This is a genomic window from Paracoccus sp. 08, assembly GCF_024105395.1.
GTDB classification, from domain to species: Bacteria; Pseudomonadota; Alphaproteobacteria; order Rhodobacterales; family Rhodobacteraceae; genus Paracoccus; species Paracoccus marcusii.
Map to the genome: position 1 here is coordinate 151817 of NZ_WEKR01000005.1, position 24312 is coordinate 176128.

The 24312-nt window shown below is 66.0% G+C and carries 27 protein-coding genes, 1 tRNA gene and 1 rRNA gene; 23 read left to right on the forward strand and 6 right to left on the reverse strand.

Annotation, left to right across the window (positions count from 1 at the left end):
• The 6 genes from GBO37_RS02905 to GBO37_RS02930 all read left to right on the forward strand — a co-directional run bounded on the left by GBO37_RS02905 (nucleotide 1) and on the right by GBO37_RS02930 (nucleotide 5312).
• Nucleotides 1-1512, forward strand: a complete 1512-nt coding sequence (locus GBO37_RS02905; protein ID WP_252927074.1) for a phage portal protein — start codon at nucleotides 1-3, stop codon at nucleotides 1510-1512.
• The gene (locus tag GBO37_RS02910) at nucleotides 1512-2834 is read left to right on the forward strand and encodes a S49 family peptidase (protein ID WP_252927126.1); all 1323 of its coding nucleotides are present in this window, start codon (nucleotides 1512-1514) and stop codon (nucleotides 2832-2834) included. The genes GBO37_RS02905 and GBO37_RS02910 overlap by 1 nt, the downstream gene beginning before the upstream one ends.
• Nucleotides 2835-2915: 81 nt before the next feature.
• Nucleotides 2916-3296, forward strand: a complete 381-nt coding sequence (locus tag GBO37_RS02915) for a head decoration protein (protein ID WP_252927076.1) — start codon at nucleotides 2916-2918, stop codon at nucleotides 3294-3296.
• A 48-nt stretch (nucleotides 3297-3344) separates the two neighbouring features.
• A complete protein-coding gene (locus GBO37_RS02920) occupies nucleotides 3345-4370 on the forward strand; it encodes a major capsid protein (protein WP_074556081.1) in 1026 nt (341 codons plus the stop codon).
• Between the two features lie 10 nt (nucleotides 4371-4380).
• Nucleotides 4381-4695 (forward strand): hypothetical protein, encoded by a 315-nt coding sequence (locus GBO37_RS02925; RefSeq protein ID WP_252927078.1) that lies wholly within the window; start codon nucleotides 4381-4383, stop codon nucleotides 4693-4695.
• The gene (locus GBO37_RS02930; RefSeq protein WP_252927080.1) at nucleotides 4692-5312 is read left to right on the forward strand and encodes a DUF6441 family protein; all 621 of its coding nucleotides are present in this window, start codon (nucleotides 4692-4694) and stop codon (nucleotides 5310-5312) included. The genes GBO37_RS02925 and GBO37_RS02930 overlap by 4 nt, the downstream gene beginning before the upstream one ends.
• 65 nt (nucleotides 5313-5377) lie before the next feature.
• Here GBO37_RS02930 and GBO37_RS02935 read toward each other — a convergent pair whose 3' ends face one another.
• Nucleotides 5378-5584, reverse strand: a complete 207-nt coding sequence (locus tag GBO37_RS02935; protein ID WP_252927082.1) for a hypothetical protein — start codon at nucleotides 5582-5584, stop codon at nucleotides 5378-5380.
• 2 nt (nucleotides 5585-5586) lie between these two features.
• Nucleotides 5587-6354 (reverse strand): hypothetical protein, encoded by a 768-nt coding sequence (locus tag GBO37_RS02940; protein ID WP_252927083.1) that lies wholly within the window; start codon nucleotides 6352-6354, stop codon nucleotides 5587-5589.
• Nucleotides 6355-6565: 211 nt separating this feature from the next.
• Here GBO37_RS02940 and GBO37_RS02945 point away from each other — a divergent pair, with 211 nt between their 5' ends.
• The 15 genes from GBO37_RS02945 (at nucleotide 6566) to GBO37_RS03015 (ending at nucleotide 21525) form a co-directional block, all read left to right on the forward strand.
• A complete protein-coding gene (locus GBO37_RS02945) occupies nucleotides 6566-6988 on the forward strand; it encodes an acyl-CoA transferase (protein WP_252927086.1) in 423 nt (140 codons plus the stop codon).
• Between the two features lie 22 nt (nucleotides 6989-7010).
• The gene (locus GBO37_RS02950; protein ID WP_252927089.1) at nucleotides 7011-7949 is read left to right on the forward strand and encodes a phage tail tube protein; all 939 of its coding nucleotides are present in this window, start codon (nucleotides 7011-7013) and stop codon (nucleotides 7947-7949) included.
• 2 nt (nucleotides 7950-7951) lie between these two features.
• Nucleotides 7952-8389, forward strand: a complete 438-nt coding sequence (locus tag GBO37_RS02955; protein WP_252927091.1) for a hypothetical protein — start codon at nucleotides 7952-7954, stop codon at nucleotides 8387-8389.
• A gap of 98 nt (nucleotides 8390-8487) precedes the next feature.
• A complete protein-coding gene (locus GBO37_RS21405) occupies nucleotides 8488-8619 on the forward strand; it encodes a hypothetical protein (protein ID WP_256479533.1) in 132 nt (43 codons plus the stop codon).
• Nucleotides 8612-11074, forward strand: coding sequence for a phage tail tape measure C-terminal domain-containing protein (locus GBO37_RS02960; RefSeq protein WP_252927094.1), 2463 nt, complete (start codon nucleotides 8612-8614; stop codon nucleotides 11072-11074). Before GBO37_RS21405 ends, GBO37_RS02960 begins: the two co-directional genes overlap by 8 nt.
• Entirely contained in the window at nucleotides 11074-11700 is a 627-nt protein-coding gene (locus GBO37_RS02965) for a DUF2460 domain-containing protein (protein WP_252927097.1), read from the forward strand. The genes GBO37_RS02960 and GBO37_RS02965 overlap by 1 nt, the downstream gene beginning before the upstream one ends.
• Nucleotides 11697-12581, forward strand: coding sequence for a DUF2163 domain-containing protein (locus GBO37_RS02970; protein WP_252927099.1), 885 nt, complete (start codon nucleotides 11697-11699; stop codon nucleotides 12579-12581). Before GBO37_RS02965 ends, GBO37_RS02970 begins: the two co-directional genes overlap by 4 nt.
• Nucleotides 12578-13024 (forward strand): NlpC/P60 family protein, encoded by a 447-nt coding sequence (locus tag GBO37_RS02975; protein ID WP_252927101.1) that lies wholly within the window; start codon nucleotides 12578-12580, stop codon nucleotides 13022-13024. Before GBO37_RS02970 ends, GBO37_RS02975 begins: the two co-directional genes overlap by 4 nt.
• A gap of 9 nt (nucleotides 13025-13033) precedes the next feature.
• Entirely contained in the window at nucleotides 13034-17032 is a 3999-nt protein-coding gene (locus GBO37_RS02980; RefSeq protein WP_252927103.1) for a glycoside hydrolase TIM-barrel-like domain-containing protein, read from the forward strand.
• 11 nt (nucleotides 17033-17043) lie between these two features.
• Nucleotides 17044-18966 (forward strand): DUF2793 domain-containing protein, encoded by a 1923-nt coding sequence (locus GBO37_RS02985; protein WP_252927105.1) that lies wholly within the window; start codon nucleotides 17044-17046, stop codon nucleotides 18964-18966.
• Between the two features lie 33 nt (nucleotides 18967-18999).
• The gene (locus tag GBO37_RS02990) at nucleotides 19000-19308 is read left to right on the forward strand and encodes a hypothetical protein (RefSeq protein WP_068767754.1); all 309 of its coding nucleotides are present in this window, start codon (nucleotides 19000-19002) and stop codon (nucleotides 19306-19308) included.
• Between the two features lie 122 nt (nucleotides 19309-19430).
• Entirely contained in the window at nucleotides 19431-20105 is a 675-nt protein-coding gene (locus GBO37_RS02995) for a D-Ala-D-Ala carboxypeptidase family metallohydrolase (RefSeq protein ID WP_252927107.1), read from the forward strand.
• Nucleotides 20102-20347: a hypothetical protein gene (locus GBO37_RS03000; RefSeq protein ID WP_371927458.1), complete on the forward strand. Its 246-nt coding sequence runs from the start codon at nucleotides 20102-20104 to the stop codon at nucleotides 20345-20347. Before GBO37_RS02995 ends, GBO37_RS03000 begins: the two co-directional genes overlap by 4 nt.
• Before the next feature lie 362 nt (nucleotides 20348-20709).
• Complete coding sequence (locus GBO37_RS03010) at nucleotides 20710-21012, forward strand: hypothetical protein (protein WP_252927109.1); 303 nt, start codon at nucleotides 20710-20712, stop codon at nucleotides 21010-21012.
• A gap of 75 nt (nucleotides 21013-21087) precedes the next feature.
• Nucleotides 21088-21525 (forward strand): hypothetical protein, encoded by a 438-nt coding sequence (locus GBO37_RS03015; RefSeq protein ID WP_252927110.1) that lies wholly within the window; start codon nucleotides 21088-21090, stop codon nucleotides 21523-21525.
• Between the two features lie 29 nt (nucleotides 21526-21554).
• Here GBO37_RS03015 and GBO37_RS03020 read toward each other — a convergent pair whose 3' ends face one another.
• Both GBO37_RS03020 and GBO37_RS03025 read right to left on the reverse strand, forming a co-directional pair.
• Entirely contained in the window at nucleotides 21555-22037 is a 483-nt protein-coding gene (locus GBO37_RS03020) for a hypothetical protein (protein ID WP_252927111.1), read from the reverse strand.
• Nucleotides 22038-22060: 23 nt separating this feature from the next.
• On the reverse strand, nucleotides 22061-22990 hold the full coding sequence (locus GBO37_RS03025; protein ID WP_252927113.1) for a hypothetical protein: 930 nt from the start codon (nucleotides 22988-22990) through the stop codon (nucleotides 22061-22063).
• A 336-nt stretch (nucleotides 22991-23326) separates the two neighbouring features.
• Here GBO37_RS03025 and GBO37_RS03030 point away from each other — a divergent pair, with 336 nt between their 5' ends.
• Together GBO37_RS03030 and GBO37_RS03035 are read left to right on the forward strand one after the other, a co-directional pair.
• Nucleotides 23327-23581, forward strand: a complete 255-nt coding sequence (locus tag GBO37_RS03030; RefSeq protein ID WP_028720911.1) for an addiction module antitoxin — start codon at nucleotides 23327-23329, stop codon at nucleotides 23579-23581.
• A gap of 4 nt (nucleotides 23582-23585) precedes the next feature.
• A complete protein-coding gene (locus GBO37_RS03035; RefSeq protein ID WP_028720912.1) occupies nucleotides 23586-23897 on the forward strand; it encodes a type II toxin-antitoxin system RelE/ParE family toxin in 312 nt (103 codons plus the stop codon).
• Nucleotides 23898-24033: 136 nt separating this feature from the next.
• Here the strand turns inward: GBO37_RS03035 and GBO37_RS03040 are convergent.
• Both GBO37_RS03040 and rrf read right to left on the reverse strand, forming a co-directional pair.
• Nucleotides 24034-24110 (reverse strand) — tRNA-Met (locus GBO37_RS03040).
• Between the two features lie 61 nt (nucleotides 24111-24171).
• Nucleotides 24172-24286: ribosomal RNA gene (gene rrf / locus GBO37_RS03045) — 5S ribosomal RNA — on the reverse strand.
• Nucleotides 24287-24312 lie beyond the last annotated feature (26 nt).

Here is a 24312-nt window from a genome sequence, read left to right on the forward strand (position 1 = left end):
ATGGTGCTCGACGCCTTCCGCGCGCGGCTCGGGTCCATCATCGGCGGGTTTGACGCGGCGCAATCTCACCGCCGCATGCGCGGCTTCCGCGCGACCCGCGCCCATGTGAACACGCTGATCGCGGCTTCCGGCGAAACCATCACCGCCCGCGCCCGCTGGCTGGTCCGGAACAACGGCTACGCGGCCAACGCGGTCGACGCCTTTGCCAACCATGTCGTCGGCGACGGGATCAAGCCGTCCTCGAAGATCGCAGATGCGGCCCGGAAAGAGGAACTTCAGAAGCTCTGGCTCGCCTGGACCGACGAGGCCGATGCCGAGGGGCTGACCGACTTCTTCGGCCTGCAGCGCCGGGCGGCCCGCGAGGTGTTTCTTGCAGGCGAGGTCTTCCTGCGCATCCGCGCACGGCGGCCGGAAGACGGCCTGACGGTGCCTATGCAGCTGCAGATGCTCCCCTCGGAAATGCTGCCCCAGGACATGACCCGCGTTCTGCCCGGCTCGGGATCGATCCGGCAGGGCATCGAGTTCGACGGGATCGGCCGCCGCGCGGCCTATCACTTCCTGCGCCGCCATCCGGGCGACATGACCGATCCGGGGCTCATCGGCGAAACCGTCAGGGTTCCAGCCTCGGAGGTGATCCACATCCTCGACCCCGTCGAGGCGGGGCAGCTGCGCGGCGTGTCGCGCTTTGCCGCCGCCGTTGTGAAGCTCTTCACCCTCGATCTCTACGACGATGCGGAGCTGGAGCGAAAGAAAACCGCGGCGATGTTCGCGATGTTCATCACCTCCCCCGCCCCGGAAACCGCCCTCGATCCCGCCGAGGATGATCTCGAGGTCGAACCCGGTCAAGTGGTGCGGCTCGATCCCGGTGAGGACGTCACCACCCCATCCACCCCCGACTCTGGCAGCACCTATGAGCCCTTCCAGTACCGGACACTGCTACAGATCGGGGCCGCGCTGGGCGTGCCCTATGGCTATTTGACTGGTGACACAGCGAAGGGGAACTTCTCAAACACGCGGATCGCGCTCGTCGATTTCCGCCGCCGCATCTCGGCCTTCCAGCATTCGGTGATGGTCTATCAGCTCTGCCGCGCAGTCTGGACTCGCTGGATGGACATGGCGGTGCTTGCGGGCGCCATCGACCTGCCGGGCTTTGCCACCGACCGGCGCGCATACCTCGCCTGTGACTGGCTCCCGACGAAATGGGACTGGATCGATCCGGCAAAGGATGCGGCGGCGGAGATCCTGCAGATCGAGGCTGGCCTGAAATCCCGCACGCAGGCTATCGCCGAGCGCGGCTACGACGCCGAGCAGGTCGACCGGGAAATCGCTGCGGAACGCAAACGCGAGGCCGAGCTTGGTCTCGACTTCCGGCGGCCGGGGTCGCCCGCGCAGGCGGCGGGTGGCGGCGCTGCGCCGGTCGATGCCGAGGGCCAGCGACAGGATCAGCAGGAGGACAGCAATCAGGAAGAGGATGGCGAGGACCGGGAACCCCGGCCCGCGGAGGACGGATGATGCACCACACCCAGATCGCCCAGCGCGTCTTCAACACACCCCTGATGGTCGATCCCGTCAAGGCGCTGGCTTTCCTGACCGGGCTTGGTCCTCGGATCGTCGGGCGGGAAGTCAGTGTTGAAGGTTTGGAAATCTCGGCCGAAGACCGGGATCCCGCCAACCTCCCTGCCCGCTCCTCTCTTTTCGGCGACGACCTGACCAACCGCCAGGCACGGAATGGCGGTCAGCCCTTCGCAGTCGTCGATGGGATCGCGGTCATCGAAATCGCAGGCACGCTGGTGCATCGCGGCGCCTGGATCGGGCAATCCTCCGGCCTGACCTCCTATGAAGGGATCGCGGCCCAGCTGCAGGCGGCCATCGCCGACCCGGCGATCCGCGGCATCGCCCTCGACATCGACAGCTTCGGCGGCGAGGTGGCCGGGGCCTTTGATCTCGCCGACCGCATCCGCGCGGCGCGTCAGGTCAAGCCAGTCCATGCCTTCGTCGCCGATCACGCCCTCTCGGCCGCCTATGCGCTGGCCTCCCAGGCCGACCGGATCATCCTGCCCCGCACCGGCGCTGTCGGCAGCATCGGTGTCGTGGCGATGCACAGCGACATGAGCGGGGCGCTCGACCAGAAGGGGATCGCCGTCACGCTGATCCATGCCGGGGCCCGCAAGGTCGATGCGAACCCCTACCAGCCCCTGCCCGAGGCCGTCCGCGCCCGGATCGCAGGGGAACTGGAAGACCTCCGCCAGCTCTTCGCCGAAACCGTCGCCGAAGGGCGCGGCCGCCGCCTCGACACCCTTCGGGCGCTTGGCACCGAGGCCGCCGTGTTCCGCGGAGAGGCGGCGGTCTTCGCCGGTCTCGCCGACGAGGTGGCCGATCCGGTCACCGCCTTCCGCGCTTTCGCCGCCGCACCCCGCGGCACATCCACCCTCAAATCCAACCCCAAGGGAAAGGGCCCGATGATGACCACTGCCCCCGAAGACGATGCGCAGCCTGCGACTGCGCCTGCCGCCAGCACCCCGCCGGAACCGGCCCCGCCCGCGGCAAGCGCGCCGCCGCAGACGGCGGCGGCCGCCATGTCGCCCGAGGCGATCCGCGCCGAGGCGGCCGAGGTCGCGCAGGTCTGTGCGCAGGCCGCGCGCCTTGGCATCCAGATCGACGCCGCAGACGCGGTCGCCAAGGGCGTGAAGCCGGAAGCATTGCGCGCCAAGGTCCTGGCCGATCTTGCCGCGCGCAGCGATGCCGCGGGCATCATCGCCACCGCCCCGGCCGCAGGCGCGAAGGAAAGCCCCATCGTCGCGGCCGCGAAAAAGTCGGCCGCCGCCTCGCGCTGACATTGGCGCTGGCCACCGGCGGCATTTGTTGCTGCGCCCTCGCCCCGCCTTCCCATCCCCCAACATCCCGGAGACTGAACCATGCCCGTCCTGACGGAACAGCCCAGCATGGGCGATGTCCTCAAATATGAGGTCAACCCGAACTACACCCGCGAGGTGATCACCCTGGCGGCAGGGATGCCATACCCCATGGGTGCCGTCCTCGGCCGCATCACGGCAAGTGGCAAATACAAGCTGGCGACCAGCGGCGGCACAGATGGCGCGCAAACCGCCTCGGCCGTCCTGCTCTATGCCGTCGATTCAACGCTGGCAGACGCAGAAGGCATTGTCATCGTCCGCGGCCCCGCGATCGTCTCGCGCGCAGAGCTCGCCTACGACGCCACTGTCGATGACGCGGCCAAGATCACCACCAAGATCGGCCAGCTGGCCGCCGCAGGCATCGTCGCCCGCGACGGCGTCTGACGCTGCCCTCTCGGCCACGCCCATACCTTCATCCCCCGGAGCACCACCATGACCCTTGTCCGCAATCCCTTCGACGCTGGCGGCTATTCGCTGGCCGAGATGACGCAGGCCATCAACATCCTGCCCAACCTCTACACCCGCCTCGCCCAGATCGGCCTCTTCCGCTTCGAAGGGGTCAGCCAACGGTCCGTCATCATCGAACAGTACGAGGGCGTCCTGAGCCTCTTGCCCTCCGTCCCCCTCGGCGGCCCCGCCACGGTCGGCACCCGGGAAGGCCGGTCGATGCGCAGCTTCGCCCTGCCGTGGATCCCGCATGACGACGTGGTCCTGCCTGCCGACATCCAGGGACAGCCCGCGCTGGGCGGCGCGTTCGATGCGGCCGATCCCCTCGTCGAGGTGATGAACCGCAAGCTCCTCCTCATGCGGCGCAAGCACGCCCAGACCCGCGAGTACATGGAGATGAACGCGCTCCGCGGCATCGTGAAGGACGGCGCCGGGACCACCCTCTACAACTACTTCACCGAATTCGGCCTGGCGCAAATCTCGGTCGACTTCGTTCTCGGCACCGCAGGCACCAACGTGCAGGGCAAGGTCCGCGAGGTGCTGCGCGCGATCGAGGACAACTTGCTCGGCGAGGCGATGACCTCCGTCCATGCGCTGGTCAGCCGCGAGTTCTTCGACAAGCTGATCGCGCATCCGAAGACCGAGGAGGCCTACAAGTTCTACGCCTCGACCGGCGCCCAGCCGCTGCGCGAGGATGTGCGGCGCAACTTCCCCTTCGGCGGCATTCTCTTCGAGGAATACTCCGGTACGGTGACCCTCTCCACCAAGGCCACCGAACGGCTGGTCCCGGCGAACGAGGGCATCGCCTTCCCGCTCGGGACGATGGACACCTTCACGACCTACGGCGGCCCGGCGAACCTCCTGGAAACCGCCAACACCATCGGCCTGCCGCTCTACGCCCGCCAGCATCTCGACGAGAAGGGCCGCTGGATCGACGTGATGACCGAGGCATCGATCCTGCCGGTCAACAAGCGGCCGCGGCTGGCGATCCGGCTGCACACGTCAAACTGACGGGTTCGCCATGTCCGTCTTCGCCGCCGCCATGGACCGCATCTTCACCCATGCCTCCATGGCGGCCCAGGCCCTCTGGATCTCGGCCGCCACCTCCGAGGAACGCCCGATCCGCATCATCCGCCGCGCGCCCGACCGCGTCACCGATTTCGGCGCGGGGCGGTTCGTCAGCGACGCCACGGTGGTGGATGTGCGCGTGGCAGACCTGCCCGCCCCGCGCCCGGGCGATGTGATCGTCATCGGCGTGGACAGCCATGTGATCCAGGGGGAGCCGCTGCGCGACCGCGAACGGCTGATCTGGACCCTCGATTTGAGGCCCGCATGAAGCTGAAGCTGGAAATCAGCCCCGACCTCGCCGCCCTGATGCAGGCGGAAATCGCTGCGGGCGAGAAGGCCGTCACCAACGCCATGCGCGAGGCAGGCACGGGCCTCAAATCCGCCTGGCGCGGCCAGATCACCGGCGCGGGGCTCGGCACCCGGCTCGGAAACTCGATCCGGCTCGCCGCCTATCCCAAGGGCGGCGAAAGCCTGAACGCCGCGGCGCTGGTCTGGTCGAACGCCCCGGTGATCGTCGGCGCGCATGACACCGGGCCGCTGATCCGGTCGCGCAACGGGTTCTGGCTGGCGATCCCCACCGCCGCCGCGGGCAAATCCACCCGCGGCGGCCGCATCACCCCTGGCGAATGGGAACGCCGCACGGGACTGCGCTTGCGCTTCGTCTACCGGAGACGCGGTCCGAGCCTGTTAGTGTCGGAAGGGCGGCTCAACAGCAAGGGGCGTGCTGTGGCATCCCGCGCGAAGAGCGGTCGAGGACTGACCACCGTGCCGATCTTCCTCCTGGTCCCACAGGTCAAGCTTCGCAAGCGGCTGGATCTGGCGCGGGATGCGGAACGGGCGGTGGACGGCGTACCAAGATTGATCGTGGCGCAGTGGCACGGTTGAATTTCTAAACCTAGGTGACCGCGAATGAAATGGTCCCCCGCTTTGAAATTCGCGAAAAGAGCGGCTCATTCCTCTTTTTTGGTAGTCGTGCCAAGTATCGCTGACAACGCTCCGATAGTTGCGCCCAAGATCGTCTTGAAGGCATCAGACGCAACCGGAAGAAGGTCACTCCGTGCGGTTGGTCCTGCAAAAAGTCCCACTATCACCAGCAAGACACATATTGCCATCAATGCGAAATAGAACATGATAATCCGCTGCTGCGACTTCGTCATCTTTAGCTCCCACAGCTTGCTATAAACACTCGCGAAGGCGGCGCCAGGTAAGCAACGGGCTCAAAGTTAACGTACGCAACTTGCCCTGGAGCGAGTGATACATTCAGATACTGAGTGTCAGAATAGATATGTGAAGGAACTACTCTTGGTGAAGCCTCACCTGGAGACGGTAAAGCCGGAATCGCCGAGAACTCTGGGTTTGGTACGCGATCACCAGAAGGCCTTTCTCCTGATAGGGAAACATTTCCATCGCATTCATTCTTGAATGCGACATGGCCTTCGGGCAAATCCGGATAGAGAGTATTTGGAAATGGGTAACTTGCAACACAGCCACATTCGGTCGAAACAGGAATATAGGCCGAAAAGCTTTCCCACTCGGCAAAAATTATCTCATTCATTTGGTCACTATATTGGCCTGATCTTCTGGCCATTTCATCTTTGATGCACGATAAGTAAAGCTGATAACCCTGAATACGATCAGACTCAGGCAGAGAGCTCAGAAAAGTCGCCACTACTTCAAGATCAGCAGTACCCTCAACTTGGCCACCACTATTCTGATAAATGCCAGCTATCGAACCGGCCAAATCTGCGTCAAAACTAATGTCCGAGCCAGCGGCGCATAGCGTTAATGCAGCCTGCACCTCCTCTGTGGTTAGGCCTTGCGCAGCGACCTCTTGACCAGAAACAAGAAAGACTGAAGCAAGGACGGCGAGTGGCAAAAAATATGAGGAGACAGGCAGCGCTAAAGTAGTATCCTCGGTCAGTTTCATAACACTTGGACCTCGCTCTTGCGAATCAAAGGTACGCCACTGCTTGGCAAGGGCGGTCGCTAACGCCCCGTAGTATATCCCACATTTAGCGTTAGCATATCTTGAAGTTTCTACTCTCACGGAGCGATGCGCTGGAGTGCGAACCTTCGGGCTCAAGCTTGCTTTGGGTACCAGTCAAAAAATGCCGCAGCTGCACGTGTCGGAAACAAGAATGACAAGTACCCGCGAAACCATCCTCGCCGCGCTGCACGCGCGCCTGCATCTGCTTGCCGCCCGCACCCTGCGTGACGAGGTCTTGCCCGAGCGGATCCCGGCGGCCGGGCTGATCATCCTGCGCGACGGCCAGCCCGGCGAGCCAGAGGTGACGCTGTCGCCGCTGCGCTATCACTACCAGCACCGGGCCGAGCTGGAGGTCGTTGTCCAGGCGGGCAGCGGCCGGGCCAGCGCCTTCGACGACCTGATCGGCGCCATCGGCGCGGCGCTGGAGGCTGATCGCACCCTCGGGGGCCTCTGCGACTGGGTCGAACCCGAGGCCCCGGCCTCGGTCGACCTGCCCGTCGAGGGCGCCGCAGCCCTGAAGGCTGCGGTGATCACCGTCGTCCTGCACTACACCACCACCGGCCCTCTGGCCTGACACCCCCACATAGGAGACCCACATGGCACGCGCACACGGCGCGCGGGCGCAGATGGCGCTTGCGTTCGAAACCGTCTACGGCACCCCGCCCGCCAGCGGCTATCGGCTGATGCCCTTTGCCCGCACCACGCTCGGTGCAGAACAGCCGCTGCTGAACAGCGAACTGCTGGGCTACGGCCGCGATCCCCTGGCCCCGATCAAGGACGCGGTCACAGCCGATGGCGAGGTGGTGGTGCCGATCGATGTGGAGGCCTTCGGCTTCTGGCTGAAAGCCGCCTTCGGCACCCCTACCACGACGGGGACCACGCCCAAGACCCACACCTTCCAGTCGGGGAACTGGACGCTGCCCTCCATGGCCATCGAAGTGGCAATGCCCGAGGTGCCGCGGTTCGCGATGTATGCGGGCTGCGTGATGGACCAGCTCAGCTGGCAGATGAGCCGTTCGGGGCTGCTGACGGCGACTGCCCGCCTGATCGCGCAGGGCGAGGCCATCGCTGCCACCACGGCCGCGGGCACGCCGACCTCGCTGGGCCTCCAACGCTTCGGCCATTTCAACGGGGTGGTGAAGCGCAACGGCACGGCCTTGGGCAACGTCGTCTCAGCCGAGATCACCTATGCCAACGGCCTCGACCGGATCGAGACCATCCGAAACGACGGCAAGATCGAGGGCGCCGATCCCGGCATGGCGGCGCTAACCGGCCGGATCGAGGTGCGTTTCGCAGACTCGGCGCTGGTGACCCAAGCCATCGATGGCACGCCCTGCGAGCTCGAGTTCGCCTGGAGCCTCGGGGCGAATGCCAGTTTCACCTTCACGGCCCACGCCGTCTACCTGCCCGTCCCGCGGATCGAGATCCCCGGGCCCCAAGGCATCCAGGCCACCTTCGACTGGCAGGCCGCGAAAGCCACGAGCCCCGCCCGCATGTGCACCGCCGTCCTCGTCAACACCGTCACGGGATACTGACCATGATCCGTCTGAACCTTTCGAACCGGCCCGAATGGCTGGACCTGCTGCCCGGCCTGCGCGTCCTCGTGGCCCCTCTGACTACCGCGCTGATGGTCTCCGCCCGCGCCGATCCCGCCATCGATGGCCTGTCGGAGGCGTCAAGCCAAGAGGACATGGCACTGGCGATGGCCAAGGCCGTCGCCCGCCGCGCGCTGCTGGATTGGGAAGGCGTCGGCGACGATGACGGCAACCTCGTGCCCGTCAGCCCGGCCGGGATCGACGCCCTTCTCGAAATCTGGCCCGTCTTCGAGGCCTTCCAGGCGCAATACGTCGCCCGAGGCCTGATGCTGGATCAGGAAAAAAACGCCTCCGCGCCCTTGCCGACTGGTCCTTCGGCGGGGGCGACGGCTATTGCGCGGCCTGCGCAGGCCCCTGCCCGGACTGCCCGGCAAGACTGAACCGGCCGCTGACGGTCGAGGGCTGGCAGGTCTGGGACCTGACCCAGCGCCTTGGCGGCCAGCTGCGCATCGCGCCGGGCGCCGTCATCGGATGGGACATGGGCGCCGCCCTCGCACTGGCGCAGGCGCTGGGCGTCAATGCCCTGATCGCCGCCGAACTGCTGCCCGAGATCGAGGTGGTGATGGTGCGCAAATTCAACGAGCAGATGGAAGGACGCCGCAATGGCTGAAAGGAAGGTCTCCGTCCGCCTCGTCGCGGAGGGCGGACGCCGCGTGCGCGCCGAACTGGAGGGCGTAGGCGAGGCTGGCGCCCGTGGCTTCGGCCGCCTCTCGCGCGAGATGGAACTGGCCAACACCCGGCTTGCGGCCTTTGCGCGCCGGGCTGGCCTTGCCCTTGGGGCCGCCGCTGCCGCCGCCACAGCCTCGCTCGGGCTGATCGTCCGATCCACCGCCGAGAGTGCCGCGCAGATCCGCCAGTTCGCGCAGGTCGCCAATGCGACGCCGGAGGCCCTGCAGCGCTGGTCGGCGGGGGCGCGGACGGTCGGGATCGAGCAGGAGAAGCTGGCCGATATCCTGAAGGACGTGAACGACCGGGTCGGTGATTTCCTGCAGACCGGCGGCGGACCGATGGCCGACTTCTTCGAGAATGTCGCCCCGCGCGTTGGCGTCACGGCCGACCAGTTCGCGCGCCTCTCCGGCCCCGAGGCACTGCAGCTTTACGTCGACACGCTGGAACGCGCTGGGCTTAGCCAGCAGGAGATGACCTTCTATCTCGAGGCCATGGCCTCGGACGCCACCCGCCTTTTGCCGCTTCTGCGGAACGGCGGGGCCGAGATGGCCCGACTTAGCGACCAGGCATCCGACCTTGGCGCGGTTCTGGACAGGGATGCGCTGGAGGCGCTGCGCCGCACGCAACTGGCGCTGGGCACCGTTTCCCTCGTCTTCGAGGGTCTGCGCAACCGGATCGCCGTCGCCGTAGCCCCGACCGTCGAGGCGCTGGCCAATGCCTTCGTGGCGCTCGCCTCCGACGGTGGCATCCTGCGCTCGGCCATCGACGGGCTGATCGGCAACCTTGGAAGGCTGGCGTCCTATGCCGCCACTTTCGCCGCTGTCATGGCCGGGCGCTGGGTGGCGGGCCTTGCTGCTGCGGCCCTCTCCGTGCGCGGACTCGCGACGGCCTTGGTCTTCCTGCGTGGCGCCCTCATCCGGACCGGCATCGGCGCGCTGATCGTCGGTGCAGGCGAGCTGGTCTACCAGTTCTCGCAGCTGGTCGCCCGGGTCGGCGGCGTGGGCGAGGCGTTTCGCCTGCTCGGCGATCTGGCCCGCGAAGTGTGGTCGCGCGTCGGCCTGTCCATGGACGCGGCCCTCGCGCGGATGGCGGCCGGATGGGAGGGGCTGAAGGCGGCGGGGCTGTCGGCGCTGGAAGGCACCATCGCAGGCGTCATCAGCTTCGGAGATCGGACTGCGGCGATCTTCCAGGGGGCTTATGACGCTGCCGTCGCCATCTGGGGCAGTCTGCCCGGTGCCATCGGCGACTTCGCCTTCCAGGCGGCGAACGGGCTGATCTCCGGCGTTGAGGCGATGCTGAACGGCGTCGTCACCCGCATCAACAGCTTCATCGAGACCCTGAACGCTGCCCTTGCGCTGCTGCCGGAATGGGCGACAGGCGAAGGAGGCGTGCGCATCGGCATCCTCGACCCGGTGGAACTGGGGCGCATCGGCAATCCCTTCGAAGGTGCGGCAACGGCCGCAGGGGCTGCGGCGGCGGATGCCTTCACGGCAGCCTTGTCGCGAACCTACCTCGAGCCGCCTGATCTTGGCCTCGGCGCGATGGCCGACGATGCCCGCGCTCGGGCAGACGGCTATCGCGAGGCGGCCGGGATGCTGGCCGATGCCGCCGGTCGGCCGCTCGCCAGCTGGCAAGCGCTGAAGGATGCCGTGACCGGCACGGGCACCGAGGCCGAGACCGCCCTGGCAGATGCCGCCGCCTCGGCGGATGCCCTGACTTCCGGGCTGAACGACACGGCCACCGCCGCCGATGGTGCAGGCGGCGCGGCACGCGACGCCGGAGCTGCGGCGGCCGAGGGTGCGGACACGTCCCTTTCCGGCTGGCAAGCCGTCACGGCGGCGCTCGCCGACTATGCCGCCAAGGCGCGCGACATCGGTGGCGATATCGGCAGCGCGCTTGTCGGGGCCTTCCAGAGCGCCGAGAATGCCATCGGTGACTTCGTGAAGACCGGCAAACTCGACTCCCGCGACCTGGTCACGTCTATGATCGCCGATCTTGCCAAGCTCGCGGCCCGCCGCTTCATCCTCGGCCCTATCGCGAACGTCCTTTCCGGCGTGCTGGGCGGAGCGGGCGGGATCTTCGCCAACATCCTGCATGCGGGCGGCACGGTCGGCGCCCCCGGTCCCGGCCGGATGGTCCCGGCCATGGCGTTTGTCGGTGCGCCGCGCATGCACTCCGGCGGCTGGGCCGGTCTGCGGCCCGACGAGGTGCCCGCGATCCTGCAGCGTGGGGAGCGCGTCCTCTCGCGCAAGGAAGCTGCGGGATACGGCCAGTCGGTTGCCTCCACCGTTAACGTCACGATCAACGCCCGCGACGCAGAGAGCTTCCGCCAGTCTCGGACGCAGGTTGCCAGCGACATCGCACGCGCTGTGTCGCTAGGTCGGAGGGGGATGTGATGGCGTTTCATGAGGTTCGTTTCCCCGATGCCATCAGCCGCGGGGCGCGCGGCGGCCCGGAGCGGCGCACCCAGATCGTCGAGCTGGCAAGCGGGGCCGAGGAACGCAACGCCAGCTGGGCCAACAGCCGCCGCCGCTATGATGTGGCCTACGGCATCCGCCGCGCTGACGATCTGGCAGCAGTCGTCGCCTTCTTCGAGGCCCGCAACGGCCGCCTCCACGGCTTCCGCTTCAAGGACTGGGCCGACTTCAAGTCCTGCCTGCCGTCGCAAACGCCAGGCCCGACCAACCAGCCGATCGGCATCGGCAACGGGGCGGCCACGCTGTTTCAGCTGACCAAACGCTACACCTCCGGCGCGCAGTCCTGGACGCGGACCATCACCAAGCCTGTCGCGGGCACCGTCACCATCGCCCTGAACGGCACGCCCCAAGCCTCCGGCTGGTCGGTCTCCACGACCACCGGCCTCATCACCTTCACCACGGCCCCCGCCGCAGGCGTGGCCATCACCGCCGGGTTCGAATTCGACGTTCCCGTCCGTTTCGACACAGATGCCCTCGACGTCACCCTCGATCTCGAACGCCTCGGGTCGATCACCTCGATCCCACTCGTGGAAATCCGCACATGAAAGCCCTGACCCAAGCGCTGCAGGCGCATCTCGACGACGGCACGACAACGCTTGCCTGGTGCTGGCGCATCACCCGGGCCGATGGCGTGACTTTCGGTTTCACCGACCATGACCGAACGCTGTCGTTCGACGGCACCGAGTTCGAACCGGAAAGCGGTCTGACGGCGTCAGAGATGCGATCCGGCTCCGACCTCTCGGTCGATGCGCAGGACGCGCAAGGCGTGCTGTCGTCGGACCGGATCACCGAGACCGACATCCTCGATGGCCGATGGGATAATGCAGCGGTCGAGGTCTGGCGGGTGAACTGGTCGGTCCCGGCGCAGCGCGTGCTTCTGCGTCGCGGGGCCATCGGCCAGATCCGGCGCGGGCGGTTGGCCTTCGTGGCCGAGGTGCGAAGCCTTGCCCATGTCCTCGGCCAGACCGTCGGGCGGACGTTCCAGGCCAGTTGCGACGCCGCGCTGGGCGATGCGCGCTGCGGCGTGAACCTTGACGCCCCGGCCTTCAAGGGCAGCGGCGCGATCATCGATGTGCTGCGCGACCGTGCCTTTACAGCCTCCGGCCTCGGCAGTTTCGCGGCGGGCTGGTTCGCCTTCGGGCTGGTCGAATGGTCGACCGGCGCGAATGCCGGGCGGCGGGTCGAGGTGCTGTCGCATGACCTCGTCGACGCGGTGGCGATCCTGACGCTGCTGGAAGCGCCGGTGCGACCGATCGCGGCGACGGATGCCTTCGTGGTCCGGGCGGGCTGCGACAAGCGGATCGCGACCTGCGGGACGAAGTTCGCCAATGTCGCAAACTTCCGGGGCTTCCCGCACATCCCGGGCCAGGACGCCGTATTGCGCTACGCCACCAAGGATGGCGGCCATGAGGGGGCGGTGCTGTGACCGCGCAAACACCGACCGCCGATCCAGCCCGCGTCATCGCCACCGCTCGATCCTGGCTCGGCACACCCTATCACGACCAGGCCAGCCTGCGCGGGGTTGGCTGCGACTGCCTCGGCCTCGCGCGGGGTGTCTGGCGCGAGGTCGTCGGCCCGGAGCCATTTCCCATCCCGCCCTACAGCCGGGATTGGGGCGAGACCGGCCCGCGCGAGGTGCTGGCTGACGGCACGCGGGCGATGATGCCGGAAATCGCACCGGCCGACGCCCCACCCGGCGCGCTGGTCCTCTTCCGCATGACGCCCCGCGCCATCGCCAAGCATGTCGGCATTCTCACCGGCCCCGACACCTTCCTCCACGCCTATGAACGCCTCGGCGTGATCGAGGAACCGCTGACCCCAACTTGGCGGCGGCGCATCGCCTTCGCCTTCCTGTTCCCCGCACGCTGAGATTTTCCCATGGCCACCCTTGTCCTTGGTGCCGTCGGTTCCGCCATCGGCGGGGCTTTTGGCGGCGCGATCCTCGGCTTTTCCGGGGCTGCCATCGGTGGCTTCATCGGCTCCACCATCGGTTCGGTGGTGGACAGCTGGATCGTGTCCTCGCTCGCGCCCGCGCAGAAGATCGAGGGCCAGCGGCTGGATTCCCTACGGATCACGTCCGCGACCGAGGGGGCGATCATCCCGCGCCTCTACGGCCGCATGCGAATCGGCGGCAACATCATCTGGGCCACAGATTTCCGCGAGGAAACGAGGACCACCACGCAGGGCGGCGGCAAGGGCGGGGGCGGCGGGAGGGTCCAGACGACGGAATACCTCTACTATGCGTCCTTCGCGGTCGCCTTGTGCGAAGGCCCGATCACCGGCATCGGCCGCATCTGGGCCGATGGCAAGCCGCTCGACATGACCGGGATCACCTGGCGCTTGTATCTCGGCGACGAGGCGCAAGCGGCCGATCCCTTCATCGCGGCGAAGATGGGCGCGGCCAATACGCCCGCCTACCACGGCACCGCCTATGTCGTCTTCGAGGAACTGGCGCTTGCCACCTACGGCAACCGCCTGCCGCAGCTCAGCTTCGAGGTGTTTCGGCCGCTCGCCGATCCCGACACCGCCGAAGGGCTGGTCAAGGCCGTGACCATGATCCCCGCCTCAGGCGAGTTCACCTACGCGACGGAGGCTGTTCGCAAGACGGTAGGCGCATCCACCACGGTCTTCGGCCAGACCATCGGCGGCACAACCTCGGCCGAGAACCGCAACGCGCTGCCCGATGAGGCCGACATCGTTGTGGCCCTCGATCGGCTGCAGGCCATGGCTCCGGCCGTCGAGAGTGTCAGCCTCGTTGTCGCCTGGTTCGGGAACGACCTGCGCGCGGGCAACTGCACGATCAAGCCGGGCGTGGAGGTGGCGACCAAGGTCACCAGCCCGAAGGTCTGGTCCGTGAATGGCGTGGCGCGGGCGAGTGCGCATCTGGTCAGCCGTGACGCCGAGGACCGCCCGGTCTATGGCGGCACGCCTGCGGATTTCGCGGTGGTGCAGGCCATCCGCGAGATGAGGGCGCGCGGGCTGCGAGTGACGTTCTATCCCTTCCTGCTGATGGACGTCCCGCCCGGGAACACTCTGCCGAACCCCTACAGTGCGAATGCCGCCACGCCAGGTCAGCCGAGCTTCCCGTGGCGCGGGCGGATCACCTGTTCCCCGGCTGCAGGCTTTGCGGGGACCGCCGACAAGACCGCCGCCGCGGCCACGCAGGTCTCCAGCTTCTTCGGCGCGGCCACACCGGCTCAGTTCGCCATTGCGGGCGGCAACGTGACCTGGACCGGCCCCACAGGCGATTGGGGCCTGCGCCGGATGATCCTGCACTACGCCCATCTCTGCGCCGTCGCGGGCGGTGTCGATGCCTTCCTGATCGGCACCGAGATGCGGGGACTGACCACGATCCGGTCGGGGGCCAGCGCCTATCCGGCCGTGACCGCCTTCAAGGCGCTGGCGGCGGACGTGAAGTCGATCCTCGGGCCGGGCACCAAGGTGGGCTACGCCTCGGACTGGTCGGAGTATTTTGGCCACCAACCCGGGGACGGGACCGGGGACGTGTTCTTCCACCTCGACCCGCTCTGGTCGGACGCGAACGTCGATTTCATCGGCATCGACAACTACATGCCGCTCTCCGACTGGCGCGACGGCTTCGACCATGCGGATGCGCTGGCAGGCTGGGCGGCGATCCATGACCGAGGCTACCTGCAGGCGAACATCGCAGGGGGCGAGGGCTTCGACTGGTTTTATGCATCCGCCGCCGACAGGTCGGCCCAGATCCGGACGCCGATCACGGATGGCGCTGCGGGCAAACCGTGGGTGTTCCGCTACAAGGATCTGCGCGCCTGGTGGTCGAACCCGCATGTCAACCGTCCGGGCGGGGTGGAAATCGGCTTGGCCACATCATGGGTGCCGCAGTCCAAGCCCGTGTGGTTCACGGAACTGGGCTGCCCCTCCATCGACCGGGGCACAAACCAGCCGAACGTCTTCTTCGACCCGAAATCGTCCGAGAGCTTCACGCCCTACTTCTCGCGCGGCTGGCGCGACGATGCGATCCAGCGCGCCTATCTCGAGGCGAGCTACCTCTGGTGGGGTCAGGGCGCGAACAACCCGACGTCGTTGGTCTACGGCGGCCGGATGGTCCACGTCCCCGAATGCGCCGCCTGGACATGGGATGCGCGCCCCTATCCTTTCTTTCCCGAACTCACCGGCATCTGGACGGATGGGCCGAACTGGCGGCTGGGTCACTGGCTGACCGGACGGCTGGGTGCCGTGTCATTGGCTGCGCTCGTACGCCACCTCTGCCTTCGCGCTGGGCTTGATGAGGCGTTGATCGACGTCTCCGGCCTCTGGGGCGCGGTCGAAGGCTATGTCATCGGCGCGCTGGAAAGCCCCCGCGCCTCGATCTCCACGCTGGCACGGCACTTCGGCTTCGATGCCATCGAGACCGAAGGCGTGATCCGCTTCGTGATGCGCGGGCGGGCGCCCAGCCTCAGGCTTGCGGTGGATGATCTGGCGGCCAGCCGGGAAAGCGAGGCCTTCGAGCTGACCAGGGGCCAGGAGACCGAACTGCCGCAGGCGCTGAAGTGGCAGGTCGCGCGGGCGGACGAGGACTATGATGCCGCCCTCGTCGAAGCCCGCCGCATCACCGTCGACACGACGCGGGTCGCCTCGGAGAGCTTCCCGATGGCGATCCCGCCCGAGGAGGCGGAACGCCGCTGCCGCCGCGCGCTGATGGAAGCCTGGATCGGCCGGGAAAGCGCCACCTTCCGCCTGCCGCCCTCGCGGTTGGCGCTGGACCCTGCCGATGTCATCCGGCTCGCGCATGATGGCCGGGAGGTCGAGTTCCGGCTGGTCTCCGTCGCCGATGCCGAGGCGCGGGGCATCGAGGCGGTGCGCCAGGACCGCGCCGCCTATGATCTGCCGCCCGGCGATCCGCGCCCGGCCTCGCTCGCCAGCCCCGTCGTCTTCGGCACGCCCGAGGTGGTGATGCTGGACCTGCCGCAGATCAGCGAAGACCAGCCCGCACATCGGCCCCTGATCGCCGCCCATGCCAGCCCATGGCCTGGCGAGATCGCCGTGTTCCGCAGCGCATCCACCGACGGGTTCGCGTTGCTGACCATCTTCGGCAGTCGCGCGCGGATCGGCAGGCTGGCCTTCGACTTCTTTCCGGGGCCGACCTCGCGCTTTGATCTCGGCAACGCGCTGGTCGTCGATCTGCTGTCCGGGACGCTGGAAAGCGTAACGGACGTTGCCCTGTTCGGCGGGGCCAATGCGCTTGCGGTCGAGAGTGCCGCTGGCCAGTGGGAGATCGTCCAGGCGGGCGCGGTCGAACTGATCGCGCCCGGCCGCTATCGCCTGACCCGCCTCCTGCGCGGCCAGCGCGGGACGGAACATGCGATGGGCAACCCGGCCCCGGCAGGAGCGCGGGTTGTGGTCCTGGACGCCACGCTGGCCTCGCTGCCCGTCGCCGAGGCTGACCTTGGCTTGCCTTGGAACTGGCGGGTCGGCTCGGCCGCGCGTTCTGTCAGTGACGCAAGCTATGCCGCGCTGGGCTTCACCCCCACTGGCCGGGGGCTTGTTCCCTTCGCCCCGGTCCATGTCGAGCAGCCATGGCGGACAGCACGCAACCCGGGCGATCTGACCATCCGTTGGACGCGGCGGTCCCGGGCGCTCGTGGCCGATGCCTGGGAGCAGGTCGAGGTGCCGCTGGCCGAGGACGTGGAAAGCTACGAGGTCCAGATCCTCGACGGGGCCGCCGTCAAGCGCACCCTGACCAGCAGCACGACCTCCGTCCTCTACACCGCCGCGCAACAGACCGCCGACTGGGGCGCGTTACTCGGCCCCGGCCAGTCGCTGGCGATCCGCAACTTCCAGCTCTCGAACCGCCTCGGCCGCGGCACGCCTGCGACCGTGACCCTCCAGTTTTGACGGGATTTCCCATGTCCGACACCACAACCCATCTGGGCCTGCCGTATCTTCTGGCCGCCCAAGCCCAGAAGCATGTCACCCACAACGAGGCGCTGCGACTGCTCGATGCCATGGTGCAGCTCTCTGTCCTCGACCGCACACGCACCGCGCCCCCCGCCAGCCCGGCCGACGGGAACCGCCATCTGGTGGCCTCGGGCGCAACAGGCCCCTGGGCCGGGTGGGATCTGAACATCGCCTTCTGGATCGACGGCGCATGGATCCGGCTGGTGCCGCGCACCGGCTGGCTCGTGTGGGTCGCGGCCGAGGGCCTCTTCCTTGTCTGGACCGGCAGCGCCTGGGAGGTCATGGGCGAGCCGAGCGACATCTCGGATGCYGTCTTCWGCCTCGTGAACGACGCCGATCCCACGAAGAAGGCGGTGTTCTCGCTGTCCGGCATCAGCACCGGCACGACCCGCAGCTACACGCTGCCGAACACGTCTTCGGAACTGGCGATCCTGGCGGGCACCCAGACCTTCACCGGCAACAAGACGTTTTCGGGGACTCTGACGGTGTCCGGGACCGTCACTGTCTCGGCGGCCAGCGCCTCGATCGGCACGGCAACGACGACTGCCACCTATGGGATTGGCACCGGGGCCACGACCACGGGCGTGACCAAGACCGTGAACCTCGGCACCGGCGGCGCGTCCGGATCGACCACGGTCGTCAACATCGGCTCGGCCACCGCCGGGGCGGGCGGTACGACTGTCATCAACACGCCGACCGTGMCCTTCGCCAATGCGGTCACGCAGGTCGGCATGCCGCAGGCGAACCTGACAGCGCAGCTTCTGGGCCTCGGCGGGGCGACGGCCGATAGCTACAACCGGCTGTCTGTGAACACACCGGCCATGCTGTTGAATAACGCAGGCGCGGGCATCGAAGCCACTGTGAACAAGGCTGCCGCCGGGAGTGACGCTGCCTTCGCCTTCAAGACCGGCTTCTCGGCCCGTGCCCTGATCGGTCTCTTGGGCAATGACGATTTCAGCTTCAAGGTCAGCCCGGACGGGTCGGCCTTCTTCGATGCGATCCGGATCGACCGGACCAGTGGTCAGGTGGAACTGCAGCAGCCGACGGTCCTGCCCGGTCTCAGCGCTGCGCCATCGCCGCCGCCCACCGGCAAGGCATCGGTCTACGCCCGCAACCGCGCAGGCGCGCCATGGATCGACGTGATGCGCCCTTCCGGCCGGGACTTTCCACTCCAGCCGCATTTTGGGGTGAACCGCATCGCCAACTGGTCCCCCTCCGTCAGCACCACGATCACGACCGAAGGCTTGCCGATCACCTCGGTCGGCACGGTCTCCCACCCGACCCTCGCAGCCACGAACCTTGCCGCCAGCATGCGCCGCTGGCGTCTGACCTCGGCGGCGGTCGTGGACTCGGTCGCCGACCAGCGATCCGCAGGCTGGGCCTGCTGGCGCGGGAACGCGGCGGGCTTAGGCGGCTGGACCTTCGTCACGCGGATTTCGCTCACGACCCTGCAGGCGACCGGCATGAGCTTCTTCGGCCTCTATGGATCGACCGCCGCGCTGGCCGCCACCCTGACGCTGGCCGCAGCCATCAATTGCATCGGTATCGGCTTCCAGCGCGGAACCCACACACGCTGGCAACTCGTGGCCAACGACGGCACTGGCGCACCGACACTGACCGACATGGGTGCGAGTTTCGCCATCGCGACTGGCGGTGTGCTGACGCTGTTCATCGCTGCGCCGCCAAACGGCAGTTCAGTCTGGGTGCGGGTGGTGGACGAGGTCTCCGGCGCGGTCTTCGAGCAGGAGATCACCGCCGATCTGCCCGCCGCAACGCAATTCCTGTCGCCGCGGCTGTTCATGAACACCGGGGCGACGGCCGCCGCCGTCGCCTACGACTGCGCCGGGGTCTACCTGGAAACCGACTTCTGACCAACCGCGGCCTGCCGCAATGAAAGGACCATCATGAACGACCAGACCACTCTTGCCGGGGAGGTCGCGCGGGCCTTTCGGGACCACGGGATCACCGCCGCGCTGACTGCCCTGATCGGCGGCACCATGGCCTTGATCGCGGCGATCACGCGCAAGGCCTTCACCAACGAGGCCCTGCTGGACCGGCTCGACCGGGAACTCATTACCGAACGAGACCGCACCGACAAGCAGCGCAGCGAAGATCGCAAGGTCGATGGCGACCGCCTCGACCGGATCGAGACCGACATCCGCTCGATGCGGGACATGCTCTTCGACGCCTTCCAGCGCGGCCGATCCGACTGACCGCCTGGCGACCACACCACCACGACCACATCCCCCGCCCCCGGCGGGCAATGCCCGCCAGAACCTAAGGTCTGCGCGGCCTTGCCGCGCGGGGGCGGGTTTTTTCATCTGGAGGATCCACCATGCCGACCCTGACTTACCCCCACTGGCGCGATGTGCCCGCGACTGCCTGGCGCTGGCCGAACTTCTCGGCCGCCGAGATTGCCTGTCGCGGTACCGGCGCGATCAAGATCAACACCGAGGCCATGGACAAACTGCAGGCCCTGCGAGACCGGCTGGGCAAACCGCTGATCGTGCGCTCGGCCTATCGCAGCCCGGAACACAACCGAGCCGTCGGCGGGGCCCCTGCCTCGAAACACATGCAGGGCACGGCCTTCGACATCGCCATGTCGAACCACGATCCCGCAGCCTTCGAGGCGGCGGCGCGGGCGGTCGGGTTCCTGGGGTTCGGCTATTACCCCCGCTCGGGCTTCATGCACATCGACCTTGGTCCTGCCCGGTCTTGGGGCGATCCTTTTGCGACGCGCGCGGTGCCCTTCGCCCCGGAACTGCCGCCCGCGCGCGAAATCCTGTCGGAAAGCCGCACGCTGCGCGGTGGCGGCGCGGCTGGGGCGGCCACCGTCGGCGCGGCCGGGGTGGAAGTGCTGCAGGACGTCCTTGCGGAAACCCAGTCAACGATCCAGCCGCTGGTGCCCTACCTCGACACGCTGCGCTGGGTGCTGATCGCCATCGCGCTGATCGGCATCGCCGTCACCATCCACGCCCGGCTCGACGACTGGAAACGGGGCCAGCGGTGATCGGCTGGCTTCTGACCCATGGCCCGGCGCGAAGAGCGCTGGGCCTCATCCTCACCGCAGCAGCGATCCTGTTGTTCCTGCTGAACCTCCGCCGCGCAGGCGAGCGCGCCGGGCGTGCCGCCGAACTGCTTGATGCAAGAGAGCGAAACGATGCCGTCCACCGCCAGATGCTCGAAGCCGCCGCCCGTCGCCCTGCTGATCGTGACGCTCTGGCTGACCGGTTGCGCGATGGCAGGTTCTGACACCCGCGCGCCCTGCCCGCCGGTAGTCGGCTACACGGCTGAAGATCAGGCACGGGCCGCAGACGAGGTCGATGCACTGCCGGAAGGGGCCGTAATCGTCAGGATGCTCGGCGACTACGCTGTGCTACGCGACCAGGCGCGAACGTGCAGCTAAGGGCACGACACGGACGTTCGCTGCAGCGAACATGAAAGACAGCTATGCGCAGAAAGAAGATCTATCTGCGCCTCTATTGAGGAGGTCTCACAGCCCTGCGTGATTTCGGCACGATTCCTTCTCGCAGGTTGAGTCAGCTTCCTGTTATGCAGGAAGGATGGCAAAAAGACCCGACATTGGCCTCAGACAGGGGCGAAGATTGTGTCAGATGCGGCACGAGGACCGGCTAGCGTTCATCGCTGAAGGCCTTCCTATCCTGTTGGCCAGTTCGCAGGGGTTTCAGGATGCTGCCGCCCACCTCCGCGACCGTCCTCGGGAAGAAGATGTGATGGTCAGCTTCGCGGATGAAGAAGCAGCAAAGATTCTGATCTTATTGGACATTGTCCGCTGCCCCCCTGCCCAAGTAAATCAGCACATCGGGAAGCTGATGCGATGGTTCTATGATCACCTAGCGCGGCTCGTCTACGCGAAGGCGACGAGTTGGAAGCCTATGAACGTTGGCCAACTCTAGCGCTATGTGCAAACAGAATGTGAGGAGCACACCCTGGAGGGCTTCGCCGGGGAGTATATTCTGCCGGGCGGTCCGGTGCACGAACGCGAAAGCGCACTGTACGCGGATATTCAGTTACATGACGATGGCGAACTCGCTTGGCATGAACCGCGAACCCGTCCGTCGCTGTTCGGGCCCGAAGAATCGGATGCGCTGCGCGTTATCAATGCCATGCATCGGCTCGGGATGCTTAGCCTCGCCGGTCTGCGAGTTATCGCATCCGTATGGAGCGGGACTCGGTTCTCCGACGAACAAACCCCGCGCATAGCCAAAGCACTGACTCAGGCAACGCTGGAGCAGATGGAGGCTGCAGGTCTGATCCCCGATAGCGCAGAGGATAGGGACGTGGGCACCCTGCATGAGCGATGGCAGCTCCCAATGTATGAGCTCCAGATCAATCCGACGATCCAGACGATGGAAGAACTCCGCGAAGCACAGGTGCGGATGCTGAATAACGAAATAGGCGGCTGGTAAGGCAAGGTGCCTGCAGCGCCCTCAGGTCATTAGTCGGTTCTGTTCTCGTAGGCTTCCAACATAACGGGCGACATTATAATCGCCGCCATCAGAACCGTGATGGAATGCTTCAGCAATTCGGTGCTCCGCTCGGGATCGAAGAAGCGCCCGTTGAACTTGCCCCCGTGAAACAGGTTGTTTCGGAAGCGTCTTACGTACAGTAGTATGAGGTCGTTTTCGTTCTCCGCCTGTGGAGCAACAACGCGCCATTGAAGGACATTGTTCGCGTAGACCTGCTTTTTCGGAGGATTGCCAAGCACGTAGGAAATGGCTTCCGCAACGCCCGGATCGGCCGATCCTGTCAGGGGAGGCAGTTCACGGGCAAAGCGCGTCCAGTCGGGATTAGCGGCGTCGCCACTGCTAGCCACGCAGTGGCCTGTTACCTTCAGACAATATTCAAACTGGGCGAAGACACGGAAAAGCCCCGTCGCCAAATCGTTAAGTCCCTGATCACATTCCACAAGATATGTCATTGGTGCGAAGCCTCTCAAACATCTCACTCAGTATCATTGCCTTGGGGAGTTGTCGTTAAGCTTCCGGCTAAGACTGGGCTAGTCACATGCCGCAGCTGGGGGACCAGCGGTCCGGCTCCGCGAAGATGGGGCATGCGCCAGACGAGCTTGCCAGACCTGCTTTTCATATAGTGACCCCTGACCCAATGGGTCCTTCGAGGGATGCCTTTACGGCCAACAGTAGACGTTTCGTACTTCATGGCCTCGACTTGGCCGCGCCCCGCCTTGCCGAGGCTGATTTTCGTGATGAGCGTGTCAGGTAGCGCCTTGCCGGACCGCTCAGCCTGGCGTCTCTCATGCCGTGGGTGGAGCGACACCTGCTGCGCATCAAGCATGCCATCATGGCGCAGCAGGGTGGCTATCGCTACGGCCGAGCCAAGGAAGCTTCGATTCATGGCGAGTTCATCATCGATCATGCCATCCGAAACCGGCATGCCCACAGCTTGGAACAGCTTTTGGGTGGGCGTCGGTACGGCCGAGGCGCCCATGCCCTTGGTGATCATGCAGCAGGCGCTTGGGCCGACGGTGTTTTGGCGAATGGCGAAACGCTGAGTGTAGATCTCTTCCCCGACCTGCGCGACGAGCCCGAAGACCGAGCCGTCATTCTGTCGCATGATCCCATCCGTCCCCAGGAGAGGTGGCATGATAATCATGGTCGGAAATGGCAGCTGAACCTGAGAGAATAGCTCGTCCAGCCCTTCCCGCTTCATCTCGTTCACAAGCTCGCTCATCATCCAGTAGGCATCGATATCGATCCGGAAGACCTGGGCGTCATCAAGGATGGCGAGAGAGCGCTCCCGATAGTCCAATAACTGATCCATCAGGCCCGCAGGCAACTCGGCTGGACTCATCCCCTGCATTTCGAGGATCTGCCGAGGGTAATCTGTGAAAAAGAGCTTCAGCTCCGGAACCATGCTTTACCTACCTTTGAAGCAGAAGCCGAACTGACAAGGGCATTGCCGCCAACCTGGACGGACTTTCGATGGCACTTCGCTGCGTCCGCCCTGATAGCCCCTAGATATCGGATTTTTTCGCATCGCGCCACAAACGAGCGCTTCCAGGAACTTCTACGGAAGCAACTTCGGACGCAGAGCTTACTACTTTTGCGTGGGTGGCGAAAATATTCCACCGTCATAGCATCTTGACGGCCAGGCTTTCCCGGACGGGCTGGTTCCCTGCTTCGGTTCGGACTGCATCTTGCTACCGTCTTCATTATTGCTTATATTGAATACAACTAGACGGAGGCCACTATGTCCCAGACCACGACGATGACTGTCCGCATCAGCGGTGCGCTGAGCGAGTTCGTGGCGTCGAACGTCGGCGAGAACGGTTCCTACGAGAACATCAGCGAGTACGTGCGCGACCTAATCCGCCGCGACAAAGAGAGGGCGGAGCGGGAGGCGTTTGATCGTCTGAAGGCTGAGCTGTCGCGTGCTTTTGCAGCGCCAGAGGAAAGCTATCGCCCGTTGACCGCCGCCGAGGTGATCGCCCGGAACCGGGGCTGACGACGTGGTCGTTCGCGTCCAGGAGGCCGCATCGCTGCGGCTTGACGAGATCTACCGTTACACCCGCGAACGTTGGGGGATCGAGCAAGCGGATCGGTACCTCACCGACCTCTTCGCGGCGTTTGACCAGATAGAAAGCCATGGCGTCGCGTCACGCCCCATCCCGGCCGAGTTCGGGGTCGAAGGCTTCTACTTCCGGCATGTCCATCATTTCGTGTACTGGCGGCGACTGTCGAACGGGGACGTCGGCATCGTGACGATCCTGCACGAGCGGATGCACCAGATGGACCGGTTTCGGGAGGATCTTCCGAAGTGAAGGTTGGCTCGGGCGACGATTATCCGCACCGTCGAAGGGGGCCTCGTAAAACGTTGACCAGGTGTTGACAAGAATTAGCAACGCAAAAACCGACTGTTTAAGTCGGGCTCTAAGCGTCTGATATATTTAAGGAATCTGGTTGCGGGGGCAGGATTTGAACCTGCGGCCTTCAGGTTATGAGCCTGACGAGCTACCGGGCTGCTCTACCCCGCGCCAAGGTTGTCCTGATCGGGTTTGTTTCATCGTATCAGAGAGATATTGCGTTTCTTACCAGGTCTGGCGGTGACCTACTCTCCCACGTCTTAAGACGCAGTACCATCGGCGCAGCGGCACTTAACGGCCGAGTTCGGGATGGGATCGGGTGTTTTGCTCGCGCTAGGGCCACCAGACCAGGAAAGAAACGCTCAGCGTCGGA

What these genes read in the sequence shown, in the direction of transcription:
- GBO37_RS02905 (WP_252927074.1), top strand. Translation starts at nt 1, where the DNA reads ATGGTGCTCGACGCCTTCCGCGCGCGGCTCGGGTCCATCATCGGCGGG.
- GBO37_RS02910 (WP_252927126.1), top strand. Translation starts at nt 1,512, where the DNA reads ATGCACCACACCCAGATCGCCCAGCGCGTCTTCAACACACCCCTGATG.
- GBO37_RS02915 (WP_252927076.1), top strand. Translation starts at nt 2,916, where the DNA reads ATGCCCGTCCTGACGGAACAGCCCAGCATGGGCGATGTCCTCAAATAT.
- GBO37_RS02920 (WP_074556081.1), top strand. Translation starts at nt 3,345, where the DNA reads ATGACCCTTGTCCGCAATCCCTTCGACGCTGGCGGCTATTCGCTGGCC.
- GBO37_RS02925 (WP_252927078.1), top strand. Translation starts at nt 4,381, where the DNA reads ATGTCCGTCTTCGCCGCCGCCATGGACCGCATCTTCACCCATGCCTCC.
- GBO37_RS02930 (WP_252927080.1), top strand. Translation starts at nt 4,692, where the DNA reads ATGAAGCTGAAGCTGGAAATCAGCCCCGACCTCGCCGCCCTGATGCAG.
- GBO37_RS02935 (WP_252927082.1), bottom strand. Translation starts at nt 5,584, where the DNA reads ATGACGAAGTCGCAGCAGCGGATTATCATGTTCTATTTCGCATTGATG.
- GBO37_RS02940 (WP_252927083.1), bottom strand. Translation starts at nt 6,354, where the DNA reads ATGAAACTGACCGAGGATACTACTTTAGCGCTGCCTGTCTCCTCATAT.
- GBO37_RS02945 (WP_252927086.1), top strand. Translation starts at nt 6,566, where the DNA reads ATGACAAGTACCCGCGAAACCATCCTCGCCGCGCTGCACGCGCGCCTG.
- GBO37_RS02950 (WP_252927089.1), top strand. Translation starts at nt 7,011, where the DNA reads ATGGCACGCGCACACGGCGCGCGGGCGCAGATGGCGCTTGCGTTCGAA.
- GBO37_RS02955 (WP_252927091.1), top strand. Translation starts at nt 7,952, where the DNA reads ATGATCCGTCTGAACCTTTCGAACCGGCCCGAATGGCTGGACCTGCTG.
- GBO37_RS21405 (WP_256479533.1), top strand. Translation starts at nt 8,488, where the DNA reads ATGGGCGCCGCCCTCGCACTGGCGCAGGCGCTGGGCGTCAATGCCCTG.
- GBO37_RS02960 (WP_252927094.1), top strand. Translation starts at nt 8,612, where the DNA reads ATGGCTGAAAGGAAGGTCTCCGTCCGCCTCGTCGCGGAGGGCGGACGC.
- GBO37_RS02965 (WP_252927097.1), top strand. Translation starts at nt 11,074, where the DNA reads ATGGCGTTTCATGAGGTTCGTTTCCCCGATGCCATCAGCCGCGGGGCG.
- GBO37_RS02970 (WP_252927099.1), top strand. Translation starts at nt 11,697, where the DNA reads ATGAAAGCCCTGACCCAAGCGCTGCAGGCGCATCTCGACGACGGCACG.
- GBO37_RS02980 (WP_252927103.1), top strand. Translation starts at nt 13,034, where the DNA reads ATGGCCACCCTTGTCCTTGGTGCCGTCGGTTCCGCCATCGGCGGGGCT.
- GBO37_RS02990 (WP_068767754.1), top strand. Translation starts at nt 19,000, where the DNA reads ATGAACGACCAGACCACTCTTGCCGGGGAGGTCGCGCGGGCCTTTCGG.
- GBO37_RS02995 (WP_252927107.1), top strand. Translation starts at nt 19,431, where the DNA reads ATGCCGACCCTGACTTACCCCCACTGGCGCGATGTGCCCGCGACTGCC.
- GBO37_RS03010 (WP_252927109.1), top strand. Translation starts at nt 20,710, where the DNA reads ATGCGGCACGAGGACCGGCTAGCGTTCATCGCTGAAGGCCTTCCTATC.
- GBO37_RS03020 (WP_252927111.1), bottom strand. Translation starts at nt 22,037, where the DNA reads ATGACATATCTTGTGGAATGTGATCAGGGACTTAACGATTTGGCGACG.
- GBO37_RS03025 (WP_252927113.1), bottom strand. Translation starts at nt 22,990, where the DNA reads ATGGTTCCGGAGCTGAAGCTCTTTTTCACAGATTACCCTCGGCAGATC.
- GBO37_RS03030 (WP_028720911.1), top strand. Translation starts at nt 23,327, where the DNA reads ATGTCCCAGACCACGACGATGACTGTCCGCATCAGCGGTGCGCTGAGC.